Raw genomic sequence first — 19,814 nt, 5'->3', positions numbered from 1 at the left:
GCAGTAGGTTTGAGAAAATAAAACCAAGACTTTATCGATAAATAAGTTCTTATAAAAGCATCATGCTAAAATAGCAAGCATGTCTTTTAGACCTGTAGCGATTATGTTCCAAAAAGAAATCTCTGAACTCAATTTAAAACAACTCAAAGCAGGCGAAAAGCGCTGGATTGGCTCAATGCTTGGCTCGTCTGCAGCTTTATTATTCAAAGAAATATCAGTGCAGTCTGAGCAGCTATTTGTCTTGGTTGCACGCAATAATCAACATTTGGGTCAGTTGGAAAGCGAACTCGAATTTTATGGTATTAAGCCGACTATTTTCCCCGATTGGGAAATTTTACCTTATGATCGGCTATCACCACATCAAGATATTGTTTCAGAACGTCTATCTATTCTTTCAAATATGCCTCAAAAAGGTATTTTACTCATTTCTGCGACGACCTTAGCGCAGCGTGTTGCGCCAACGTCATGGGTTCTGGGTGAGCATTTTGATATTCGAGTTGGGCAAAAATTTGATTTAGAGCAGCAAAAATTAAAATTGATCCAAGCTGGATATCATCTTGTCGATACGGTCTATGACCACGGTGAGTTTGCAGTACGTGGTAGCATCATGGATATTTACGCATCAGGGCAAAACTCACCAATCCGGATTGATTTGTTTGATGATGAGATTGATACGCTTAAATTTTTTGATCCTGAAACGCAACGGACCACTACAAAATTAGATCGATTTACGGTTTTACCAGCCAAAGAGTTCCCACTCAAAGAAGCACGATCAACATTCAGAGATCGTTATGCGGAGAGTTTTCCAACCGCAAATCCGAAGAAAAATCCAATCTATCAGGATGTTTTAGAGGGAATTGCATCTCCTGGATTGGATTTTTACTTTCCATTATTCTTTAGTAAAGCGGCAATGCAAACGCAAAGTAGTATTACTACGTACTTACCACGTGATGCTATTGTCATTACAGACAAGCAGATTGATGAAAATTTAGCTAATTTTTGGAAAGATGTAATACGTCGCTATGAAGATCGACGTCATAATAGTGATCAACCCTTACTTGCACCCGAAGAGCTTTTTTTACAACCGAAGCAAATTTTTGAATATTTAAATCAATTTTCTCGAATTATTGCAGCATCGGAAGAAATTGAAGAGAAAGCAGGTGCAATTAATCTACGCGTGGAGCAACCGCCAAAGTTACCTGTAGATCCTAAACATGAAAAACCATTTTCAGTTGTTAAGAAATATATCGATTCAGCCAATCATCCTGTGCTATTGGTTGCCGAAAGCGCAGGCCGCCGTGAAACTTTAAAAGATGCCTTGCGTCCAAGTCTAGGTGATATCCCTGTTGTTGAAAACTTTACCAAGTTTAGACAAAGTGGTTATTCCGTTGCTATTACCAACGCACCCTTAGATCGTGGTTTGGTTATTACCGATTGTTTAACAGTTATTTCTGAAAACCAATTATACGAACATCGTGTAGTGCAACGACGCCGCAAACGACAACAAGAAGTTTCAGAAGAATTTTTAATTCGTAGTTTGACTGAATTAAGTCTTGGTGCACCTGTTGTACATATTGACTACGGTGTTGGGCGCTATGCAGGGTTGGTCACTTTAAATATTGATGATCAAGATTATGAGTTTCTGCAACTTGACTATGCTGATGCGGCAAAAGTTTATGTGCCAGTGACCAATCTACATCTAATTAGTCGTTACAGTGGTGGTGATCCTGATTTAGCACCTTTACATAAACTGGGTACAGATGCATGGAATAAAGCTAAACGTAAAGCTTTAGAGCAAATTCATGATGTCGCTGCTGAACTCTTACATATTCAAGCGCGTCGTCAGTCTAAGCCTGGAATCAGTTTTGAGCTGGATCAAAGTGCATATATGCAATTTGCCAGTGGTTTTGCTTATGAAGAGACACTTGATCAAGCCAATGCGATAGAAGCTGTATTACATGATATGCAATTGGCTAAGCCCATGGATCGATTGGTCTGTGGTGATGTTGGCTTTGGTAAAACGGAAGTGGCAATGCGTGCAGCATTTGTTGCTGTACAGAATAATAGGCAAGTTGCAGTACTTGTTCCAACCACGCTTTTGGCACAACAGCATTTTGAATCTTTTAAAGATCGTTTTGCCGATTGGCCTATTCGAGTTGAGGTCTTATCACGCTTTGGAACTACGAAAACACATACAAAAACTATAGAAGACTTAGCCGATGGTAAAGTTGATATTGTTATTGGGACGCATAAAATTCTTCAGGAAAATATCCAATTTAAAAACCTCGGATTAATGATTGTTGATGAAGAACATCGTTTTGGGGTTCGTGATAAAGAGCGAATTAAAGCCATGCGTGCAGATGTGGATATGTTGACATTAACGGCGACGCCAATTCCTAGAACGCTAAATATGGCATTTTCTGGAATGCGAGATTTATCTATTATTGCAACGCCACCTGCACGTCGTTTAGCGGTAAAAACCTTTGTGCTTGATCAAACTGATGCAACCATGAAAGAAGCGATTCTGCGTGAATTATTGCGTGGTGGTCAGGTTTATATTTTGCATAATGAAGTCGATACAATTGAGCGTGCTGCGGAAAATATTCGTCATTTAGTGCCTGAGGCACGTGTCGCTGTCGCACATGGTCAAATGCGAGAACGCGAACTTGAGCAAGTCATGCAGCAGTTTTATCATAAAGAGCATAATGTCCTTGTTTGTTCGACTATTATTGAAACAGGAATTGATGTTCCAAATGCGAATACCATTATCATAGAACGGGCTGATAAACTGGGTTTAGCACAATTACATCAGTTGCGTGGGCGTGTGGGTCGTTCACACCATCAAGCTTATGCTTATTTAATGGTACCTTCGCTAAAAGGTTTAAAAGGTGATGCAGAAAAACGCTTAGATGCCATTCAACGGGCTTCTAATTTGGGGGCTGGCTTTATGCTAGCCACTGAAGATTTGGAAATTCGTGGTGCAGGCGAATTGTTGGGTGAGCAGCAAAGTGGGTCAATGCAAGCGATTGGTTATAGCTTGTATATGGAGATGTTAGAAAAAGCTACCAAGGCCATCCAACAAGGAAAAACCCCAAATTTTGATGCGCCATTATCCCTCACTGCTGAAATCAACTTACATATGCCAGCTCTGATTCCGGATGAGTATTTAGGTGATGTACACCAGCGATTATTATTTTATAAGCGCATTAGTAATACCAATACTCAAGAAAAACTCGATAACATTCGTATGGAGTTGATTGATCGGTTTGGTGTGCCACCGCAACCTGTTAAACAGTTGTTTAGTGTGCATCAAATTCGGATTAAAGCTGAGCAATTGGGAATTGTGAAAATTGATATACATGGTAATGGCGGTGTAATTGAGTTTTCTCCAGATACGCCAGTACAAGCGATGAGTATCATTCAGTTGATGCAAAAACATCCGACCTATTACCGGATGGACGGTGGGCAACGGTTGAAAGTGATGGTAATGCTGCAAGAATTTGAGAAAAGAATTCAGTTTGTTCTAGATCTGCTGAATAAATTATTAAGTGAAGTAAATTAAGCTAGCGCTATACTCTCATTTTAAGAAACTTAAGCTTTTAAATCCTCGTTCAGAATGCTGTATTGAGGATTTTTAAGCATAGATTATGGGGGGGCTGGAATTTTCATTTTCTAGTTTAATGTGCACGGGATGAATGGATTCAAGCTAATCTGTGTTTATTTGTGGTAAAACACAAGACTAATAATATTCATGCCAAAATTGATGTGTTAGTATTAGCCATCCTTCTAATTTTACGTCATTTATAAAGATATGTTTAGTTTGCATCCACAACTTGCTCAAGATACTTTTTTTGTTGGCGATTTTCCGCTTTCTACATGTCGTTTAATGAATGATATGCAGTTTCCGTGGTTAATTTTGATTCCACGTGTACCTGGAATTACTGAACTGTATGAATTGAGCCAATCTGATCAAGAGCAGTTTTTAAGAGAGTCAAGTTGGTTATCAAGCCAGCTTGCTCGTGTATTTCGTGCAGATAAAATGAATGTTGCTGCGCTAGGAAATATGGTTCCACAATTACATTTTCACCATGTAGTACGCTATCAAAATGATGTGGCTTGGCCGAAGCCAGTTTGGGGTACACCAGCAGTACCATATAGCAATGATGTGTTAGCACATATGCGCCAAACCTTAATGCTCGCGTTACGTGGTCAGGGTGATATGCCATTTGATTGGCGCATGGACTAAGTAACATACACATGGATTTGTGTAGAAGTGAAATTGGAGTGATTTAATTCAGTGCCATTAGATCGAATGTTAGATAGAGAGCCAAAGCAATTTGAAGTATTCCAGCGTTTAATGGGATATGTCATGATTGCTTTGTTGGTGGTGGTGTATTATTTCACCTCGCCAGATGCTAGCTATCAACTCTATTTTCCAGTTTTTTTACTATTGGTCTTTGTGATTAGTCAAAAACTATCACATTGGATTCAGTATAAATTTGATAATCATATCCGCAAAAATGTATTTTTTATTATTGATGTTATTGTCATCGCTTCGGCATTAGCTGCTGTACATTTAAGTCTTGTGGTATCTTTTGTATTGTTTTCAGCGCTTATTTACAATGCAATTAATAATAAAATTTCTTTTATGATGGGCTCTTTTGCGAGCCTTGTTGCAATTATTGTTTTTTATCTCAATATTATTTTTGTTTTTGGTTTTGATGAATATTTTCAGCAAACGAATCCTGAACTTTCTGTTCTGGCTTTTGTCTGTATCGCAATATTTACCAATATTGGTAATTATTATCAAAATAGACGAATGAAGCGAATAGAAGAGCAAAAACAAAATTATTTTAAGGAAATGAACCGCTATATCGAGCTTTCAAATAAATTAAGCCGTTATGCGCCATTACAGCTTTGGCAAGCCATTATGCGTGGTGAGACTGAGGCAAAATTAGAATATAAACGTAAAAAAATAACCGTATTTTTTTCAGATATTCAGGGTTTTACGGAGCTATCTGAAACATTAATTCCCGATGATTTGGCATTTTTACTGAATGATTATTTAAGTCAAATGACTGAAATTGCTAAACAATATGGCGCGACCATTGATAAATTCATGGGTGATGCGATCTTAATTTTTTTTGGGGATCCAGATTCTCAAGGGGTAGAGCAAGATGCACGAAATTGTATTGATATGGCAATTTCAATGCGTCATCAAATGAAATTGCTGCGAGAACGATGGATTAAAATGGGCTATGCAACTTTGCATATTCGTATGGGAATTAGTACTGGTTATTGTCACGTTGGTAATTATGGTGCAGTCCATCGTATGGCGTATACCATTGTTGGTCGTGATGCAAACTTGGCGGCGAGATTACAAAGTGCAGCTGAAATTGATGAAATTTTAGTTTCAGATGAAACCTATAAATTGATTAAAAATGATTATTTGTGCGCACCTAAAAAACCGATTGCCTTAAAGGGTATTCAAGGTTTGGTGAAGACATGGCAGGTCATGGAAAAATATGCTGCCAATAGAAAAGAAAATCAACAGTGGTTTGATTATGAATATAAAGGTTTTCATTTAGTCTTGAATTTAGAAGAAACTCAAAATTATGAATATCCTGAGTTAGTGGATATTTTGGAAAAAATGATTGATCGGATTCATGTGCAGCAGCAGTTAACCAATTCTCAAGGTATTGCAAAATTAAATTTTGAAGATGAAATTAAATAAAAAATATTGTTACGCGTAAATATAAAAACCACTCAATTGAGTGGTTTTTTATATTTTAACTAGAGATGATTTGGTATTAGTGGTTTTCCGATGCATGATTGATCGTGTATTTCGGAATTTCAATTTCTAAATCTTGATCTGTAATTTTAACCTGGCAAGACAGGCGAGAGTCGGGCTCTAAGCCCCAAGCGCGATCAAGTAAATCTGCTTCAACGTCATCCATTTCTTCAAGATGATCAAAACCTTGACGTACAACGACATGACATGTCGTACATGCTTTTGACATGTCACAAGCGTGCTCAATTTTGATGCCATTATTGAGTAAGCTTTGACAAAGATTAGCATTTTGCTCAACTTCAAACTCAGCACCATTTGGACAAATTTGCGCATGAGGGAGAACTTTAATACGTGGCATAGTCTTTACCTATTAATTAGTTTGAGTTTGACCAATCATCAAGCTTTGTACCTTTTAAAGCATGATCAATATGTTGATTCATTCGTGCCGCAGCAAAAGCATCACTGTGAATTTTAAGCTGTTCCACAGCGGCTTCTATAGCTTTAATTTCAGATGTTGCTAACTGTTGTTCAAGCTTTTCTTTGGCTTGATTTAAGTCATTTAGTTGTGTGCTTGAAAGCAGTGTTGAGTCAACTTTCAGTGCTTGCTCTAATGCTTCAAGTTCACGTTTTGCTTCAACTTTAGTTTCCTGCAAGTGACGAAGGTGCTTGTCTTCTTCAGCAAACTTATAACCGTCTAAAAGCAAACGTTGCATATCATCATCGGCTAAACCATAAGAGGGCTTAATATCGATATGTGCATTGACACCAGATGTTGTCTCTTTAGCGGAAACGCTGAGTAATCCATCAGCATCCACTTGGAAAGTCACTTCAATACGTGCCTGACCTGCAGTCATTGGTGGGATACCATGTAGCACGAACCGTCCTAAACTACGGCAATGTTCCACTAAATCACGTTCACCTTGTACGACGTGAATCAACATGGCAGTTTGGCCATCTTGATAGGTGGTAAATTCTTGGCGACGTGCAACAGGAATAGCAGTATTACGTGAGATTAAGCGTTCAACCAATCCACCCATGGTTTCTAAACCGAGAGAAAGTGGAGTTACATCCAATAGTAAAGAACCATCTTGACTATTACCGATCAATTGATTGGCGGTAATAGAAGCACCAATGGCAACCACTTCATCTGGATTGATGGTACACAATGGTTCTTGTTTAAATACTTCACGAACAGCTTGTTGTACAGCATAAGAGCGAGTTGAGCCACCAACTAAGACCACATTTTGGATGTCGCCCAAGTCTAATTTAGCATCACGTAAAACGCGTTTGCAGACACTAATGGTTTTATCTAGTGCAACTTTAATGATACCTTCAAAGGTAGTGCGATCTAAACTGAGATGTTGGTCGAGTACTTTGAGATCGGTAGATTGATTGTCGCTTAAAGCTTCTTTGGCTTTGCGTGCAGAAACAATGAAGTGTGCATATTCTACATCATCTAGGGTTTCAATATTGAGCTGTTTTTTAGCCCATTTTACGATTAAGCGATCAAGATCATCACCACCAAGTGCAGTATGCCCACCAGTAGCTAAAACTTCAAAAACACCTTGTGAAAAACGTAGGATAGAGACGTCAAAAGTACCTCCACCTAAATCGTAGATCACATAGTTACGATCAGTTTCTAGACTGGTATCTTGGTCTAAACCATATGCTACAGCAGCAGCAGTGGGTTCATTAAGTAAGCGTAATACGTTTAGACCTGCAAGTTGTGCAGCATCACGAGTAGCTTGGCGTTGTGCTTCATCAAAATAAGCTGGAACAGTAATGACTGCACCATTGATAGGGTTTTTTAAACTATTTTCAGCACGATCTTTGAGTTGTTTTAATATTTCAGCAGATATTTCAACGGGTGTTTTACGACCTTGCGCTGTTTCAAAAGCAGGCATCTGATGCTCTTCGCCCACCAGTGCATAGGGGTGTTGAAATTTAATATCTGCTTTAGAGCGCCCCATAAAGCGTTTTATGGAAGAGATTGTATTTTTAGGATCTGTGGTGATAAATGGTTTTGCTGTATCGCCATATTCTGTAGAATTTTGAGAATAATGAACAATTGAAGGAAGTAACACACGACCTTGTTCATCCTTGAGAACTTTGGCTTTACCAGAAAGCACCGTAGCCACTAAAGAATGGGTTGTACCTAAGTCTATACCAATGGCAATACGATGTTCATGTGGCGCACTTGATTGTCCAGGTTCTGCAATTTGCAAGAGTGCCATATGTTAAATCCCTTGGAAATAAGTCAAAAAAATTAAATTAAAAATCATCATCTAAATCGAAATCTTCATCATCGAGTAAGCGGTCTTCTGCTTTGTCGATATCCAGCATAACTTTTTGGAAAAACCGTAATTTACGCACAGTATCGCGTGCTTCAGCCCAGTCTTCATCATCATAATCAATTTTAAATTCACGAACTAAGCCATCAATCCATTGCTGCACTTCTTTTTTTAAGGAGAGGAGTTGTTCGCTATCTGTTGCTTCATCTAAGTGCTCACGAATTTCCAAAGCTGATTGTAAAAATTCGAAATCACTAATAGATTGGTCGAGATGGTGATCTTGTTTTTTAAGTGATAATAAATATCCAGCACGACTATCGACATTGCATAAAGTTTTAAATGCTTGATTAATTTCGCTTGATTTAATCAAGGCTTGATCTTTATCTTCAGTTTTGTCGGGATGATATTGTTGCTGCAATGTTAAAAACTGAGTTTTTAAATTAGCTAAATCAATATCGAGTGCTACAGGGAGATTGAACAACTCAAAGTGATTCATTGGGAGTGAATTCCAAGGTAGTAGTACAACAAAAAACAAGATATTAATGCAATTAAAACAGTGTATTACACTGTTTTAAAGCAATAAAAATGGAAGTGTTATTTAAACAGTGAAAGATTCACCGCAACCACATTCACCTTTTTTATTTGGGTTGTTGAATTCGAAACCTTCGTTTAGACCATTTTTAACATAGTCCATTTCCATACCCTCTAAGTAAACTAGACTTTTAGGGTCAACGAAAACTTTAACACCAAACTGTTCAAATGCTTGGTCATGTGTATCAACTTGATCAACGAATTCAAGTACATATGCTAAACCGGAACAGCCTGAAGTTTTCACGCCAACGCGAATACCTTCACCCTTACCGCGATTTTTTAAATAATTGCTGATATGAGTTGCAGCATTTTTAGTTAAATTGATCATGAAAACTCCATTCATCAACTGGGTAAAAATTAAGCTTTAGATTTTTTGCTGCGGTAATCTTCAACAGCTGCTTTAATCGCATCTTCAGCAAGTACAGAGCAATGAACTTTTACAGGAGGAAGTGCAAGTTCAGTTGCAATATCAATATTTTTGATGGCTTGCGCTTGGTCTAAAGACTTACCTTTAAGCCACTCTGTCACTAATGAGCTAGAGGCAATTGCAGAGCCACAGCCATAAGTTTTAAAACGCGCTTCTTCAATAATGCCATCGTCATTCACTTGAATTTGAAGACGCATTACATCACCACATGCCGGTGCACCGACCATGCCAGTACCCACATTTTCAGCATTTTTATCTAAAACACCAACATTACGGGGGTTTTCGTAATGATCAATTACTTTTTCGCTATAAGCCATGATGCGTCTCCATACCTCGGGGTCAGCGTTAATATTATTTAACGTATATGTTTATATGTTGGGGCATCTGAGTGAAGTTCAATTGAGCTTTTTCAATAAGATGCCCGAATATATTAGTGTTCAGCCCATTCAACCGTGCTTAAGTCGATACCATCTTTGTACATGTCCCAAAGCGGAGAAAGATCACGTAATTTTTCTACTGCTGCTTTAGTAATTTTAAGTACATGGTCAATATCTTCTTCGGTGGTGTATTTACCAAAGCTGAAACGAATTGAGCTATGTGCAAGTTCATCAGACAAACCTAATGCACGAAGTACATAAGATGGTTCTAATGTTGCAGAGGTACATGCTGAACCTGAAGATACGGCTGCATCTTTCAATGCCATCATCAGTGATTCACCTTCAACAAAGTTGAAGCTTACATTTAAGTAATTAGCAACATTGTGTTCAGGATGACCGTTTAGGAAAACTTGTTCTAAACCTTGAAGACCATTCCATAACTTGTCACGTAATACACGTAAACGCGTTTGTTCAGCAACTAGGTTTTTACCTGCAAGTTCAAATGCTTCACCCATACCGACGATTTGATGAGTCGCAAGTGTACCTGAGCGCATACCACGTTCATGACCACCGCCATGTATTTGCGCTTTTAAGCGAACACGTGGGCTACGACGGACATAAAGAGCCCCCATGCCTTTCGGGCCATAGATTTTATGTGCAGAGAAGCTCATTAAGTCAATTTTCATAGTTGAAAGGTCAATTTCAACTTTACCTGCGGCTTGAGCAGCATCCACATGTAAGAAAGTTTTGTTGGCACGAGTGATTTCACCAATTGCGGCAACATCAGTAATCGTACCCAATTCATTGTTAACCATCATTAAGGAAACAAGAACAGTATCTGGGCGAATTGCAGCCTGAACCATTTCAGGGGTAATTAAACCCGTTTTTGCTTCTGGTTCAAGATAAGTAATTTCAAAGCCTTCTTGTTCTAATTCTCGGCAAGGATCTAAAATCGCTTTATGTTCAATTTTACTGGTAATAATGTGTTTGCCTTTAGAAGCATAGAACTGTGCTACGCCTTTAAGTGCAAGGTTATCTGATTCGGTTGCACCAGATGTCCAAACAATTTCACGAGGATCTGCTTTAATTAAATTAGCAACTTGTTCGCGTGCGTATTCAACTTTTTCTTCAGCTTGCCAGCCATAAGCGTGTGAACGCGATGCAGGATTACCAAATATACCGTCAAAAGTTAAGCACTCCATCATGCGGTCTGCTACTTGAGGATCGACAGGAGTTGTTGCTGCGTAATCAAGATAAATCGGACGTTTCATGTCAAATACCTGTAACCGATAAAAGGGCTGTATCAAAACTTGCTGGATTTTGGCGTAATGCAACGGTTTGTACATTGTCGCGAGAGACAAGATCAGCAAGGGTGATTTTAGCTAAGTAATCGGCAATATGGAGAGAGAGTTCTTGCCATAAATCATGTGTGAGACACATTGCACCATTTTGACAGTTTGCTTTATGGTCGCAACGTGTTGCATCAACAGTTTCGTTTACAGCTTCAATAATTTCTAAAACAGTAATCTCTTCAGCCTTGCGCGCTAAATGATAGCCACCATTTGCACCACGTACACTTGAAACTAGACCGTGACGCTTAAGTTTGGCAAATAATTGCTCTAAATAAGCGACTGAGATCGTTTGACGGGTTGCAATTTCTGCTAGCGTAATCGTTTGTTCAGGTGGCTGCAAAGCTAAATCAAGTAGAGCAGTCACTGCGTAGCGACCGCGAGTGGTTAAACGCATGATTCGATACACATGTTTAGACTAGATGTTTGAATTTTATGAATCCTGACTAAAATAGTCAAGTTTTTTATTAATAATTCCTACTAAATTTGTCAGGATTTTTGAGAGAATGTTTAAAAGCTTATTTATATTTAATATTATTTGAAAAATACCCAAAAATTATACACGAGTAAAGCTATAAAGAGTATCCCTGTTACATAAAAAGCCATGGTTATTTGCTGTTGTTTTTTTTGCATTTTTTTAATTCTATTTTGATATTGTTTCACTTCAACTTGTAATGTATTGATTTTAGAACGTTGCGCATCAATTTTTTCAATCAGTGGTTTAATTCGTTTTTTAGAGGCACGACTTTCACTGTCATTATCTGGATTGGTGAGCCAATTTTTCCAGTCTGAAAGCAATTTGGGTGCGGTAAGGTGTAAGACCAAATCTTTAAATTCATCTTTTAAAATAGCATCACCTTCTAAACGCATTTTTTTCATACTGCGTTTATTGGCAAACACAAAAATCTGTATAAAATCAAAAATGGTGCTGCTTACTGCTAAATCTATGGCTTTTTCAGGGGCTTTTAAATCAAATAAAATACCTTTGTCGGTAAATTGGATATAGAAGTCTATGTAAGGAATGTAACTATTCATTTTGATTGTAATTTGTTGTTCTACAAATTTCTTAGCCTGTAAGCGAACAACACGATCATGTTTTAATACAAAAGAATAAATTGTTTCTAATATAATCATGACAATGTTTAGCAACAAACGAGTTTGACCTTGTTTTTGTTGCGATTCATTCATACAAAAATTCCTATACAAAAAACGATTGAGAATCCAGTCTCAAATTTAAAACATGACAGTAAAATGTCGTATAACTATACAAAACTATGTATAGCATAGCTTTGTAGAACAGTTTTGCCAAAGGTTCAAGGGCTTTATTTGTTATAATAAATATATTTTATGCAAAATAAGTACTTTGCGGTCATAATAATTGGAGTTTATTTAGAATGGATCAAGACACTAAAGAGGTTGTAATTAATCAAGATGAAAACCCTGATGACAATATAAATCATTTAAAATCAAGAACATCACGTAAGTCAGCTCTCGATTTTAGGAAATATACTAAACAAATTTGGTTGGCTGGTTTAGGAGCTTTTTCGCGTGCTGAAGAGGAAGGGAATAAATTATTTGACTCATTGGTCAAAGTAGGGGAGGAGCTAGAGTCTAAGACCATTGAGATTACTGACCAAACTGTGACTAAGGTTGCAGGAAAAACCAAAGAATCTGTGATAGAGACCAAGGATAAAGTTGAAAAAGTGTTAGACCAGCGTATTAATCACTCTTTAAATAGATTGGGTTTAGTCACCGCTAAAGATTTAAAACATTTAGAAAGTTTAATTTTAGAATTGCACGATAAGGTGGATGCTTTGGTGGCAGAAAATTTAAATTTAAAAACTCAAATCCCAAAAAAATGAATAAAAATACATTTTTTGATAATTTTTAGTCGATATTTTAGTGAAATACGGAAATGTGGTCTTGCGTTCCCCCCCAAAGCATTGCTATAAAGTCGTCATGGCCTTTTAAACAACAGCCTTGGAATTTAAACAAACGATATAAGAGGACGTAATCTTCATGAATAAATCAGAATTAATCGACGCAATTGCAGAGAAAGGGGGATTGTCTAAGTCCGATGCTGGTAAAGCGTTAGATGCGACTATTGCTTCAATTGGTGAAGCATTAAAAACTGGTGATACCGTTACTTTGGTTGGTTTTGGTACATTTAGTGTTAAAGACCGTGCTGCACGTACTGGTCGTAATCCTAAAACTGGTGAAGAACTACAAATTAAAGCAAGTAAAGTTCCTAGCTTTAAAGCTGGTAAAGGCTTAAAAGATTCTGTAGCTTAAACTCTACGTGTTGAAAACGCGCCTTTTTGGCGCGTTTTTTATTAAATATTTTAAATTATAATGCTTTGCTCATTCATTCATTTTTGAATATCAGTTAGAATCCTACGAAATAAAATATTGGAATACTTATGGAATCTTTTCGTAATGTCATCAGGGGTTGGCTCGGCAAACTCCTACTCATTTTATTTTTAACGCCTTTAGCTTTAGTGGGTATTGAGGGTTATTTTAGTGGGGGACAGAAAGAAGACGTAGCCAAAACGGTAAATGGTCAAAATATTTCTAAAAAAGATCTGGAAGCCCAGACGAAAAGCTATAAAGATCAGTTGCTAAATAGTGAAAAAGTGAAAGGCGATGAATCATTATTAAATATGAGTTTTATTCAGAATTCAGTTTTGGATAATTTGATTGCGCGTACGTTATTGATTCAACAAGCTGAAAAGTTGGGCATTTCATTAAGTGATGCTCAAATTGAGCAAATGATTGCACAGCAGCCAAATTTCCAAGAAAATGGTAAATTCTCAGATACGCTTTATGCAAACTATCTGCGTTCTATTGGTATGACCAGTCAGGCTCTAATTGCTAATTTACGCCAAGATCATGCGCTTAAAATGCTCATGAGTTCAGTGACGGACTACGCTTTAGTCAGTAAGTTGGATATTCAGCAAGTTTATAACTTACAGTCTGAACAACGTAATCTGTTTTTATCGAGTGTTAAATTAGATGATTATAAGAAAAATGTAAAAGTAACGAATCAAGAAATTGCCGATTACTATAACAAATACCCAAATAAATTTAAGCAAGTGGCATCAGTTGATGTGGATTATGTAGTTTTGACACCAGCAATGGTAACAAAGCCACATACTGATGTGACGGAAGCTGATCTAAAACAAGCTTATGCACAGTTTGTAGAAAAACAGAATAAAGATGTGAAACGTGATGTTAAGCATATTTTGATCACTACAGATGCACGTTCTGCAGCCGATGCTGAAAAACTTGCGAATGATATTTATGCCAAAATTAAGGCAGGTTTATCTTTTGCTCAAGCTGCGGCACAATTCTCTGAAGATCCTAGTTCTAAATCTAAGGGTGGCTTAGTTGAGTCTTATACGGTTGGTGTATTTGGGAATGAATTTGATCAAGCTGTGAATAGCGTACAAAAAGATCAAGTCTCGAAACCAGTTAAAACCCAATTTGGTTATCATATTATTGAAGTGACTCAAGCAACTAATGCAGTGCCAAGCTTCGAAGAGAAAAAAGCGGAGTTAACTGCAGAAGTGATTAAAGCAAAATCTGCCAATATTTTCTCAGATACAGTGAATAGTTTGAATGAATTGGTAGTAAGTAGCGATGCCTTGGATCCAGTTTCACAACAAGTGAAAGATGCCAAAGTACAATCTGCTAATGGCGTTACTTTAGCGACGCAAAATGTTGTATTGGCTGATCCTAATGTTAAAGCTAAACTGTTTAATGATGATGTTAAAAATGGTGATCATAATGCATCAAGTAGCATCCAATTGACGAATGGTGATACTGTTTGGATCAAAGTACGTAATTACCGCGCTGCTGGTGCACAATCTTTAGCGCAAGCCAGCGCAAAAATTAAAACATTATTGACTGAACAAAAAGCGTATGAGGCGGCAAAAGCGAAAATTGCAACAATGTTAGCTGAGTTTAAAACTCAACCTGCGCAACAAGTATTAGCGAAAAATAAATATGCTTTTGAACATGCTGGGATGTTTACTCGTTCACAAGGTTTAAAACGTGAAATTGAACGTGTTGCATTTAGTTTACCTGCACCAAAAGCGGGTATGTGGTCTGTAACAACAGTACCTTTGCCGAATGAAATGGTAGTGATTGCAGTCGCAGATGTGACTAAATCTTCAGCTGATTCGCTTAATCCGCAAGAAGCACAACAATTAACGCAATTGTATCAACAGTTACGTGGTCAACAAGAATTGGATGACTATACTCAATATTTAAAATCTAAAGCCAAAATTAAATAATTTTGCATTATAAAAAAGCGCTTCGGCGCTTTTTTATAACTCATTTTTTAAATTAGACTGGCTACGATACTGACTTGGACTTTGCTGATAATATTTTTTAAAGGCTTGGCTAAAAGCTGTTTCTGATGAGTAACCAACTTGATGTGCGATTTGTTGAATAGAAAGTTGACCATGTTTTAAATGTTGACTGGCTAAACGTAAGCGATGTTGCTGCAAATAAGCCAGTGGCGTTTCCCCAATAATTTGATTAAATAAGTTGGCAAATTTTGAACGTGACATACAGCATTTTTCTGCCAATGTTTCTACAGTCCAGGCAAGTTCTGGTTGACTATGAATAACAGCTAAAGCATTTGCAAGTTCTGGATGAATGAGTGCATTAAGCCAATTGTTTTGTTTATTGATTGTTTGATCATTGAGTTGCTCAATATAGTCTCGAACACATTCGAGCACCATAATACTGACCACATGATCCATAATTTTGTTTTTACCTGCCGCGGTTCTTTGTGTTTCAGATGCAACAAAATATAGGCCGATTTTTAGCCACTCAGGTGCTTCATCACTGAGCGCATTTTTAAGATGTAAGTACTGTGGTAAAGCATTCACCAATGGGCGTGCCATAATTGCATTAAGGTGACAGCGAATTGTCAGGATCAGGGTTTGTTCAGTACCACTTTGACCTAAATGAATAGAGTCATGTCTTAAACCATTAAATAACGGTTCTATGTTTAAAGGCTCAATCAGTTTTTGATGAGTGTTATTCATGCCGTGATGTTCTAACCCGGCTGGGATGAGCAACATATCTCCAGTATTTAACGCTAAACTTAAGTCATTGGAAAATTGTATGTGGGCTTGCCCGAATAAAATAATATGAGCAATCACCGCAGATTGCTCAGGACAAATAAACTCCCAATCTCCTTGCGCTTGTAAATAGATATATTCTGATCGATTGAGATGAATATCATCAAAAATTTTACTGAGTGCATCCATAAATTCAATTCAAACGCTGTCTTGAGCAATTATAAAAAAGGATATGCGATTAAAGCATGTGCGAAAAGGACAAATCATATGTTAAAGATGCCAAAGACTTTTTCATAGCTTTTTTGGACGCTTACAACTGTTTTTATGGAGGGCTTTGTTGAAAGATAGAGCTAAGAGCAAGATAGGGAAGACGAAGCGATGAATGCACCAGTACAGATAATTGAAACCCAGATGCAAGAAGGCACAAAAAAATCAGGAATGGCACTCGATAAAAAACGCTATTTGTGGATGATTAGTCCAGCATTACCCGTGATTGGTATTGGTATTTTAGCTGGATATCAATTTTCACCAAAACCACTAAAGAAGATTTTTGCTTTAGGAGGTCCAATTGTTTTACACATTGTGATTCCAAGCATTGATACTCTAATTGGTAAAGATAATAATAATCCAACCACAGAAGATATTAAGTTGTTGGAACAAGATCCCTATTATTCTAGATTGGTAAAGTCTTTTATTCCTTTACAGTATGTTGCCAATGTTTATGCCTGTTACTTGGCTAGCCGCAAAGAAACCTCATTACTGGATAAGGTTTTATTGGGCATTTCAATGGGTGCAATCAATGGTATTGCAATTAATACCGCGCATGAATTGAGCCATAAATCTGACCGCTTAGATCATATTTTGTCACATTTAGCATTAGTCCCAACAGGATATAATCATTTTCGTATTGAGCATCCGTATGGACATCATAAACGAGCGGCAACACCTGAAGATCCTGCATCCTCAAAGATGGGCGAAACATTTTACGAGTTTTGGCCACGCACTGTATTTGGTTCATTAAAATCTTCGATAGAGATTGAAACCAAACGTCTTAAACGTAAAGGTCTATCTTTTTGGTCGAAAGAGAATGAGCTGTTACAAGGTTGGGGGATGAGTGCAACATTTCATACAAGCATGGTTGCTTTGTTTGGGAAAGGCACAATTCCTTATTTAGCTACGCAAGCTTTTTATGGTTTGAGTTTATTTGAAGTGATTAACTATATTGAACATTATGGTTTATTACGCCAGCAGGATGAGAATGGCAAGTATGAGCGAACCATGCCTGAGCATAGTTGGAATAATAATAATATTGTGACAAATTTATTTTTGTACCAATTACAGCGTCATTCGGATCATCATGCTTATCCAACTCGCCCATTTCAAGCTTTACGCCATTTTGATGAGGCTCCAGAATTACCAAGTGGTTATGCAAGTATGTTACTTCCTGCGCTGATTCCTTCTTTATGGTTTAAGATCATGGATAAGCGTGTTTTTGAGCATTATCAAGGAGATTTGAGTAAAGCCAATATTCATCCGAAACGTCGTGCGAAAATTTTTAAGACGTTTGGTGTCATAGACAAGCTTTTAAGTAAAGAAGCTGTTTGAGTAAAAGCCCTGAAAGGGGCTTTTTATAAGAGAGTGGTATTAAGTAATAATAAGAGTTGATAGTATCAAGATGCATTGAGTATAAGCTCCATTATGTTGAATGGGCAAAATAGTATTATAAAATTGAATACTATAATATTAAACAAAGAATATCATTACGGAAATAATCAGTAGACTTACCAAAATCTATTTTAGAAAATGTTTAGTTATTTAAAAATAAAAATTACTTTCGAGTTATTGATCATATTTAGCCTGTTTGACTGGATTATTTTGGCTACAAATTATTTATCATTAATATTATACACACTTGTGTGGAATGCTTGTATTTCAGCATCAATGTTGTAGCCAAAGCCGTTATAGAATTCAGTGCACTGTAACGGCTTTTATATGATTTTTAATATTTAATTTGAATATAGTCCTCTACTTTGTTAAATCTGTTTATAAAGGCTTTGCCATCTAAACATTGTAAATATGACTATTCATTGTATTGCTTTTACGTCACTTAAAGCTTTATTTTTATACAACTTAGTAACTTGTTCAAGGTCTTTCATATTATTTAAATAGTAATGTCTAAAGTTGTTTCTTTGGTTGCATTTTAAATTGTTTTCTACAATCGGCTTGGTAAAATTAAAACTAAGAATCTGGATAGGAAATATATTTTTATATTTCAAGTCTTGTTTCAGCACCACTTGTTAAAGGCGGCACACATCCTAGAAATTGTCTTTGTTCACTTTCAACTCTGTAATGGTGTGAATAGGCTTGATATATCTCAAAAATAAAAAGTATAACTTGATAGTCATTATTGTATTAATTGTTTAGTTTTTATGTATAATTCGCTCGGATAGTGTTAATTGATTCACACTTGTTTGCAGGTTGTGTGTTGTATCGCGTGTCTGAAATTAAAAATCGAATTCTCTATGAGATACTAAAATGAAAACTTTAAAAATCGCATTGGCTATTACAGCATTAAGTCTGTCTTCTATTACCTTCGCAAATCCAGGGACGATTACCATTAATGGTAAAATCTATAATGAAACTTGTGTTTTAACTGGGGGAACCAATGCTCTAGGTACAACCAATGTCGTTGTTACTTTAGATACGATTCCTAGCTCTAACTTCACAACAACGACACGTATGAGTGGTTTGAAAAACTTTGATGTGACATTGAGTAAAACTGATGGTACTGCATGTTATACGGCAACAGGTTTAAGTGCGAACTTAGCACCAGTAGTTACTTTGAGTACGTCAACCTCAGCTGATTATAGTGCGACTGAGACTACTGCATTAGTCAATAAAGCAGGAACAAAATCAACAACAAATCCTGTGTTTGTTCAAATTTTAGCTAAGCCTACTTCAGTCGGCGCAGGCACACTCGTTGATTACAGCAATACTTCTACACAAGCAAAAGCTGCATATGATTCTACTGCGAATAAGTTTTATTACGCAGCTCAATATTATGCGGGTACAGGATCTATTCTTCCTGCTGCTCAGGATGTAAATGCTGTTGTTACTTATAATATTACTTATCCATAATTTTAATAAAAGGAAAAGTTATGCGAAAGATTGTTTTAACGCTTCTCACTGTATGTTGGATTAATTTGACTCAGGCGGGTGTAAGCATTGATGGTACGCGCATCATTTTTCCTGCAGGTTCAACCAGTGTTGGTGTGCAGGTTCGTAATGAATTTAATACTCCAGCACTGGTTCAAACTTGGATTGATAATGGAAATATAGATGAAATTCCTACAGCTGAAGAAATTCCATTTGTATTGACGCCTCCACTGAGTCGAGTAGAGCCGAATCAAGGTCAGGTTATACGTATTATTCAGACTGAGTCATCAAAACTACCAGAAGATAGAGAGTCTTTATTTTGGTTTAATATGCTAGATATACCACCAGATAATCCTAATTTAGTGGGGCAAAATTTATTATCATTTACTGTACGGACTCGTATAAAACTATTTTATCGACCGAATAAATTAAAAGTTGCAGTGAATGAGGCATTTAATCAAGTTCAGTTTAATTACCTAAGTGATGAAAAAAAAGTCGAGCTAAAAAATCCAACGTCTTATTACATCACATTTGTCAGTTTAGATTTCAAAACGTCTTTAGGCGAGAGTAATTACAAAAAACCAATAATGGTTCTTCCATTTTCAAGTCAAATAGTTGATTTTAAACTAGAAAATAAACCGAATAATATAAACTATTCATTTATTAATGATCTAGGCGGTGTGCAATCAATTTCTAAAAGCATGAATTAATTTAGTATTATTTAGGTTGGATAGTCGTC

General features: G+C 36.8%; 18 protein-coding genes. 9 read left to right on the top strand and 9 right to left on the bottom strand.

Annotated features, from left to right (window positions below):
• Positions 1-103: 103 nt before the first annotated feature.
• From mfd to B9T27_RS06260, 3 genes are all read left to right on the top strand, one after another.
• Positions 104-3,562, top strand: coding sequence for a transcription-repair coupling factor (gene mfd / locus B9T27_RS06270; RefSeq protein WP_086206250.1), 3,459 nt, complete (start codon positions 104-106; stop codon positions 3,560-3,562).
• 249 nt (positions 3,563-3,811) lie between these two features.
• Positions 3,812-4,246, top strand: a complete 435-nt coding sequence (locus tag B9T27_RS06265; RefSeq protein WP_086205998.1) for an HIT domain-containing protein — start codon at positions 3,812-3,814, stop codon at positions 4,244-4,246.
• A 51-nt stretch (positions 4,247-4,297) separates the two neighbouring features.
• Positions 4,298-5,734: an adenylate/guanylate cyclase domain-containing protein gene (locus B9T27_RS06260; protein WP_086205997.1), complete on the top strand. Its 1,437-nt coding sequence runs from the start codon at positions 4,298-4,300 to the stop codon at positions 5,732-5,734.
• Between the two features lie 76 nt (positions 5,735-5,810).
• Here the strand turns inward: B9T27_RS06260 and fdx are convergent, their stop codons facing one another.
• The 8 genes from fdx to B9T27_RS06220 all read right to left on the bottom strand — a co-directional run bounded on the left by fdx (position 5,811) and on the right by B9T27_RS06220 (position 12,014).
• Positions 5,811-6,149 (bottom strand): ISC system 2Fe-2S type ferredoxin, encoded by a 339-nt coding sequence (gene fdx / locus B9T27_RS06255; RefSeq protein WP_086205996.1) that lies wholly within the window; start codon positions 6,147-6,149, stop codon positions 5,811-5,813.
• A 16-nt stretch (positions 6,150-6,165) separates the two neighbouring features.
• Positions 6,166-8,025 (bottom strand): Fe-S protein assembly chaperone HscA, encoded by a 1,860-nt coding sequence (gene hscA / locus B9T27_RS06250; protein ID WP_086205995.1) that lies wholly within the window; start codon positions 8,023-8,025, stop codon positions 6,166-6,168.
• A gap of 37 nt (positions 8,026-8,062) precedes the next feature.
• Complete coding sequence (hscB, locus tag B9T27_RS06245) at positions 8,063-8,578, bottom strand: Fe-S protein assembly co-chaperone HscB (RefSeq protein WP_086205994.1); 516 nt, start codon at positions 8,576-8,578, stop codon at positions 8,063-8,065.
• Positions 8,579-8,680: 102 nt separating this feature from the next.
• Positions 8,681-9,001 (bottom strand): iron-sulfur cluster assembly protein IscA, encoded by a 321-nt coding sequence (iscA, locus tag B9T27_RS06240; RefSeq protein WP_086205993.1) that lies wholly within the window; start codon positions 8,999-9,001, stop codon positions 8,681-8,683.
• Positions 9,002-9,030: 29 nt separating this feature from the next.
• The gene (iscU, locus tag B9T27_RS06235; protein WP_086203806.1) at positions 9,031-9,417 is read right to left on the bottom strand and encodes a Fe-S cluster assembly scaffold IscU; all 387 of its coding nucleotides are present in this window, start codon (positions 9,415-9,417) and stop codon (positions 9,031-9,033) included.
• A gap of 113 nt (positions 9,418-9,530) precedes the next feature.
• Complete coding sequence (locus B9T27_RS06230; RefSeq protein ID WP_086205992.1) at positions 9,531-10,748, bottom strand: IscS subfamily cysteine desulfurase; 1,218 nt, start codon at positions 10,746-10,748, stop codon at positions 9,531-9,533.
• 1 nt (position 10,749) lies between these two features.
• On the bottom strand, positions 10,750-11,223 hold the full coding sequence (locus B9T27_RS06225) for an Rrf2 family transcriptional regulator (RefSeq protein ID WP_086205991.1): 474 nt from the start codon (positions 11,221-11,223) through the stop codon (positions 10,750-10,752).
• Between the two features lie 137 nt (positions 11,224-11,360).
• Complete coding sequence (locus B9T27_RS06220) at positions 11,361-12,014, bottom strand: hypothetical protein (RefSeq protein ID WP_086205990.1); 654 nt, start codon at positions 12,012-12,014, stop codon at positions 11,361-11,363.
• Between the two features lie 206 nt (positions 12,015-12,220).
• On the opposite strand from B9T27_RS06220, the gene B9T27_RS06215 reads away from it, so the two are divergent.
• The 3 genes from B9T27_RS06215 to B9T27_RS06205 all read left to right on the top strand — a co-directional run bounded on the left by B9T27_RS06215 (position 12,221) and on the right by B9T27_RS06205 (position 15,121).
• Positions 12,221-12,688, top strand: coding sequence for a phasin family protein (locus B9T27_RS06215; protein WP_086205989.1), 468 nt, complete (start codon positions 12,221-12,223; stop codon positions 12,686-12,688).
• Between the two features lie 157 nt (positions 12,689-12,845).
• Positions 12,846-13,118 carry an HU family DNA-binding protein gene (locus B9T27_RS06210; RefSeq protein WP_010114788.1) on the top strand — a complete coding sequence of 91 codons (273 nt, stop codon included), beginning with the start codon at positions 12,846-12,848 and terminating at the stop codon, positions 13,116-13,118.
• A 128-nt stretch (positions 13,119-13,246) separates the two neighbouring features.
• Complete coding sequence (locus B9T27_RS06205) at positions 13,247-15,121, top strand: SurA N-terminal domain-containing protein (RefSeq protein WP_086205988.1); 1,875 nt, start codon at positions 13,247-13,249, stop codon at positions 15,119-15,121.
• A gap of 33 nt (positions 15,122-15,154) precedes the next feature.
• Here B9T27_RS06205 and B9T27_RS06200 read toward each other — a convergent pair whose 3' ends face one another.
• Complete coding sequence (locus B9T27_RS06200; RefSeq protein ID WP_086205987.1) at positions 15,155-16,108, bottom strand: AraC family transcriptional regulator; 954 nt, start codon at positions 16,106-16,108, stop codon at positions 15,155-15,157.
• A gap of 189 nt (positions 16,109-16,297) precedes the next feature.
• Here B9T27_RS06200 and B9T27_RS06195 point away from each other — a divergent pair, with 189 nt between their 5' ends.
• The 3 genes from B9T27_RS06195 (at position 16,298) to B9T27_RS06180 (ending at position 19,785) form a co-directional block, all read left to right on the top strand.
• Positions 16,298-17,524 carry an alkane 1-monooxygenase gene (locus B9T27_RS06195; protein WP_086205986.1) on the top strand — a complete coding sequence of 409 codons (1,227 nt, stop codon included), beginning with the start codon at positions 16,298-16,300 and terminating at the stop codon, positions 17,522-17,524.
• A 930-nt stretch (positions 17,525-18,454) separates the two neighbouring features.
• Positions 18,455-19,057, top strand: coding sequence for a fimbrial protein (locus B9T27_RS06185; protein WP_086205984.1), 603 nt, complete (start codon positions 18,455-18,457; stop codon positions 19,055-19,057).
• Positions 19,058-19,077: 20 nt separating this feature from the next.
• The gene (locus B9T27_RS06180) at positions 19,078-19,785 is read left to right on the top strand and encodes a molecular chaperone (RefSeq protein WP_086205983.1); all 708 of its coding nucleotides are present in this window, start codon (positions 19,078-19,080) and stop codon (positions 19,783-19,785) included.
• The last annotated feature ends 29 nt before the right edge of the window (positions 19,786-19,814 follow it).

The sequence above is a fragment of the Acinetobacter sp. ANC 4648 genome (assembly GCF_002135345.1).
GTDB lineage: Bacteria > Pseudomonadota > Gammaproteobacteria > Pseudomonadales > Moraxellaceae > Acinetobacter.
The sequence above is the reverse complement of the archived record's forward strand: the minus strand, read 5'-3'. Positions and strand labels throughout refer to the sequence as shown.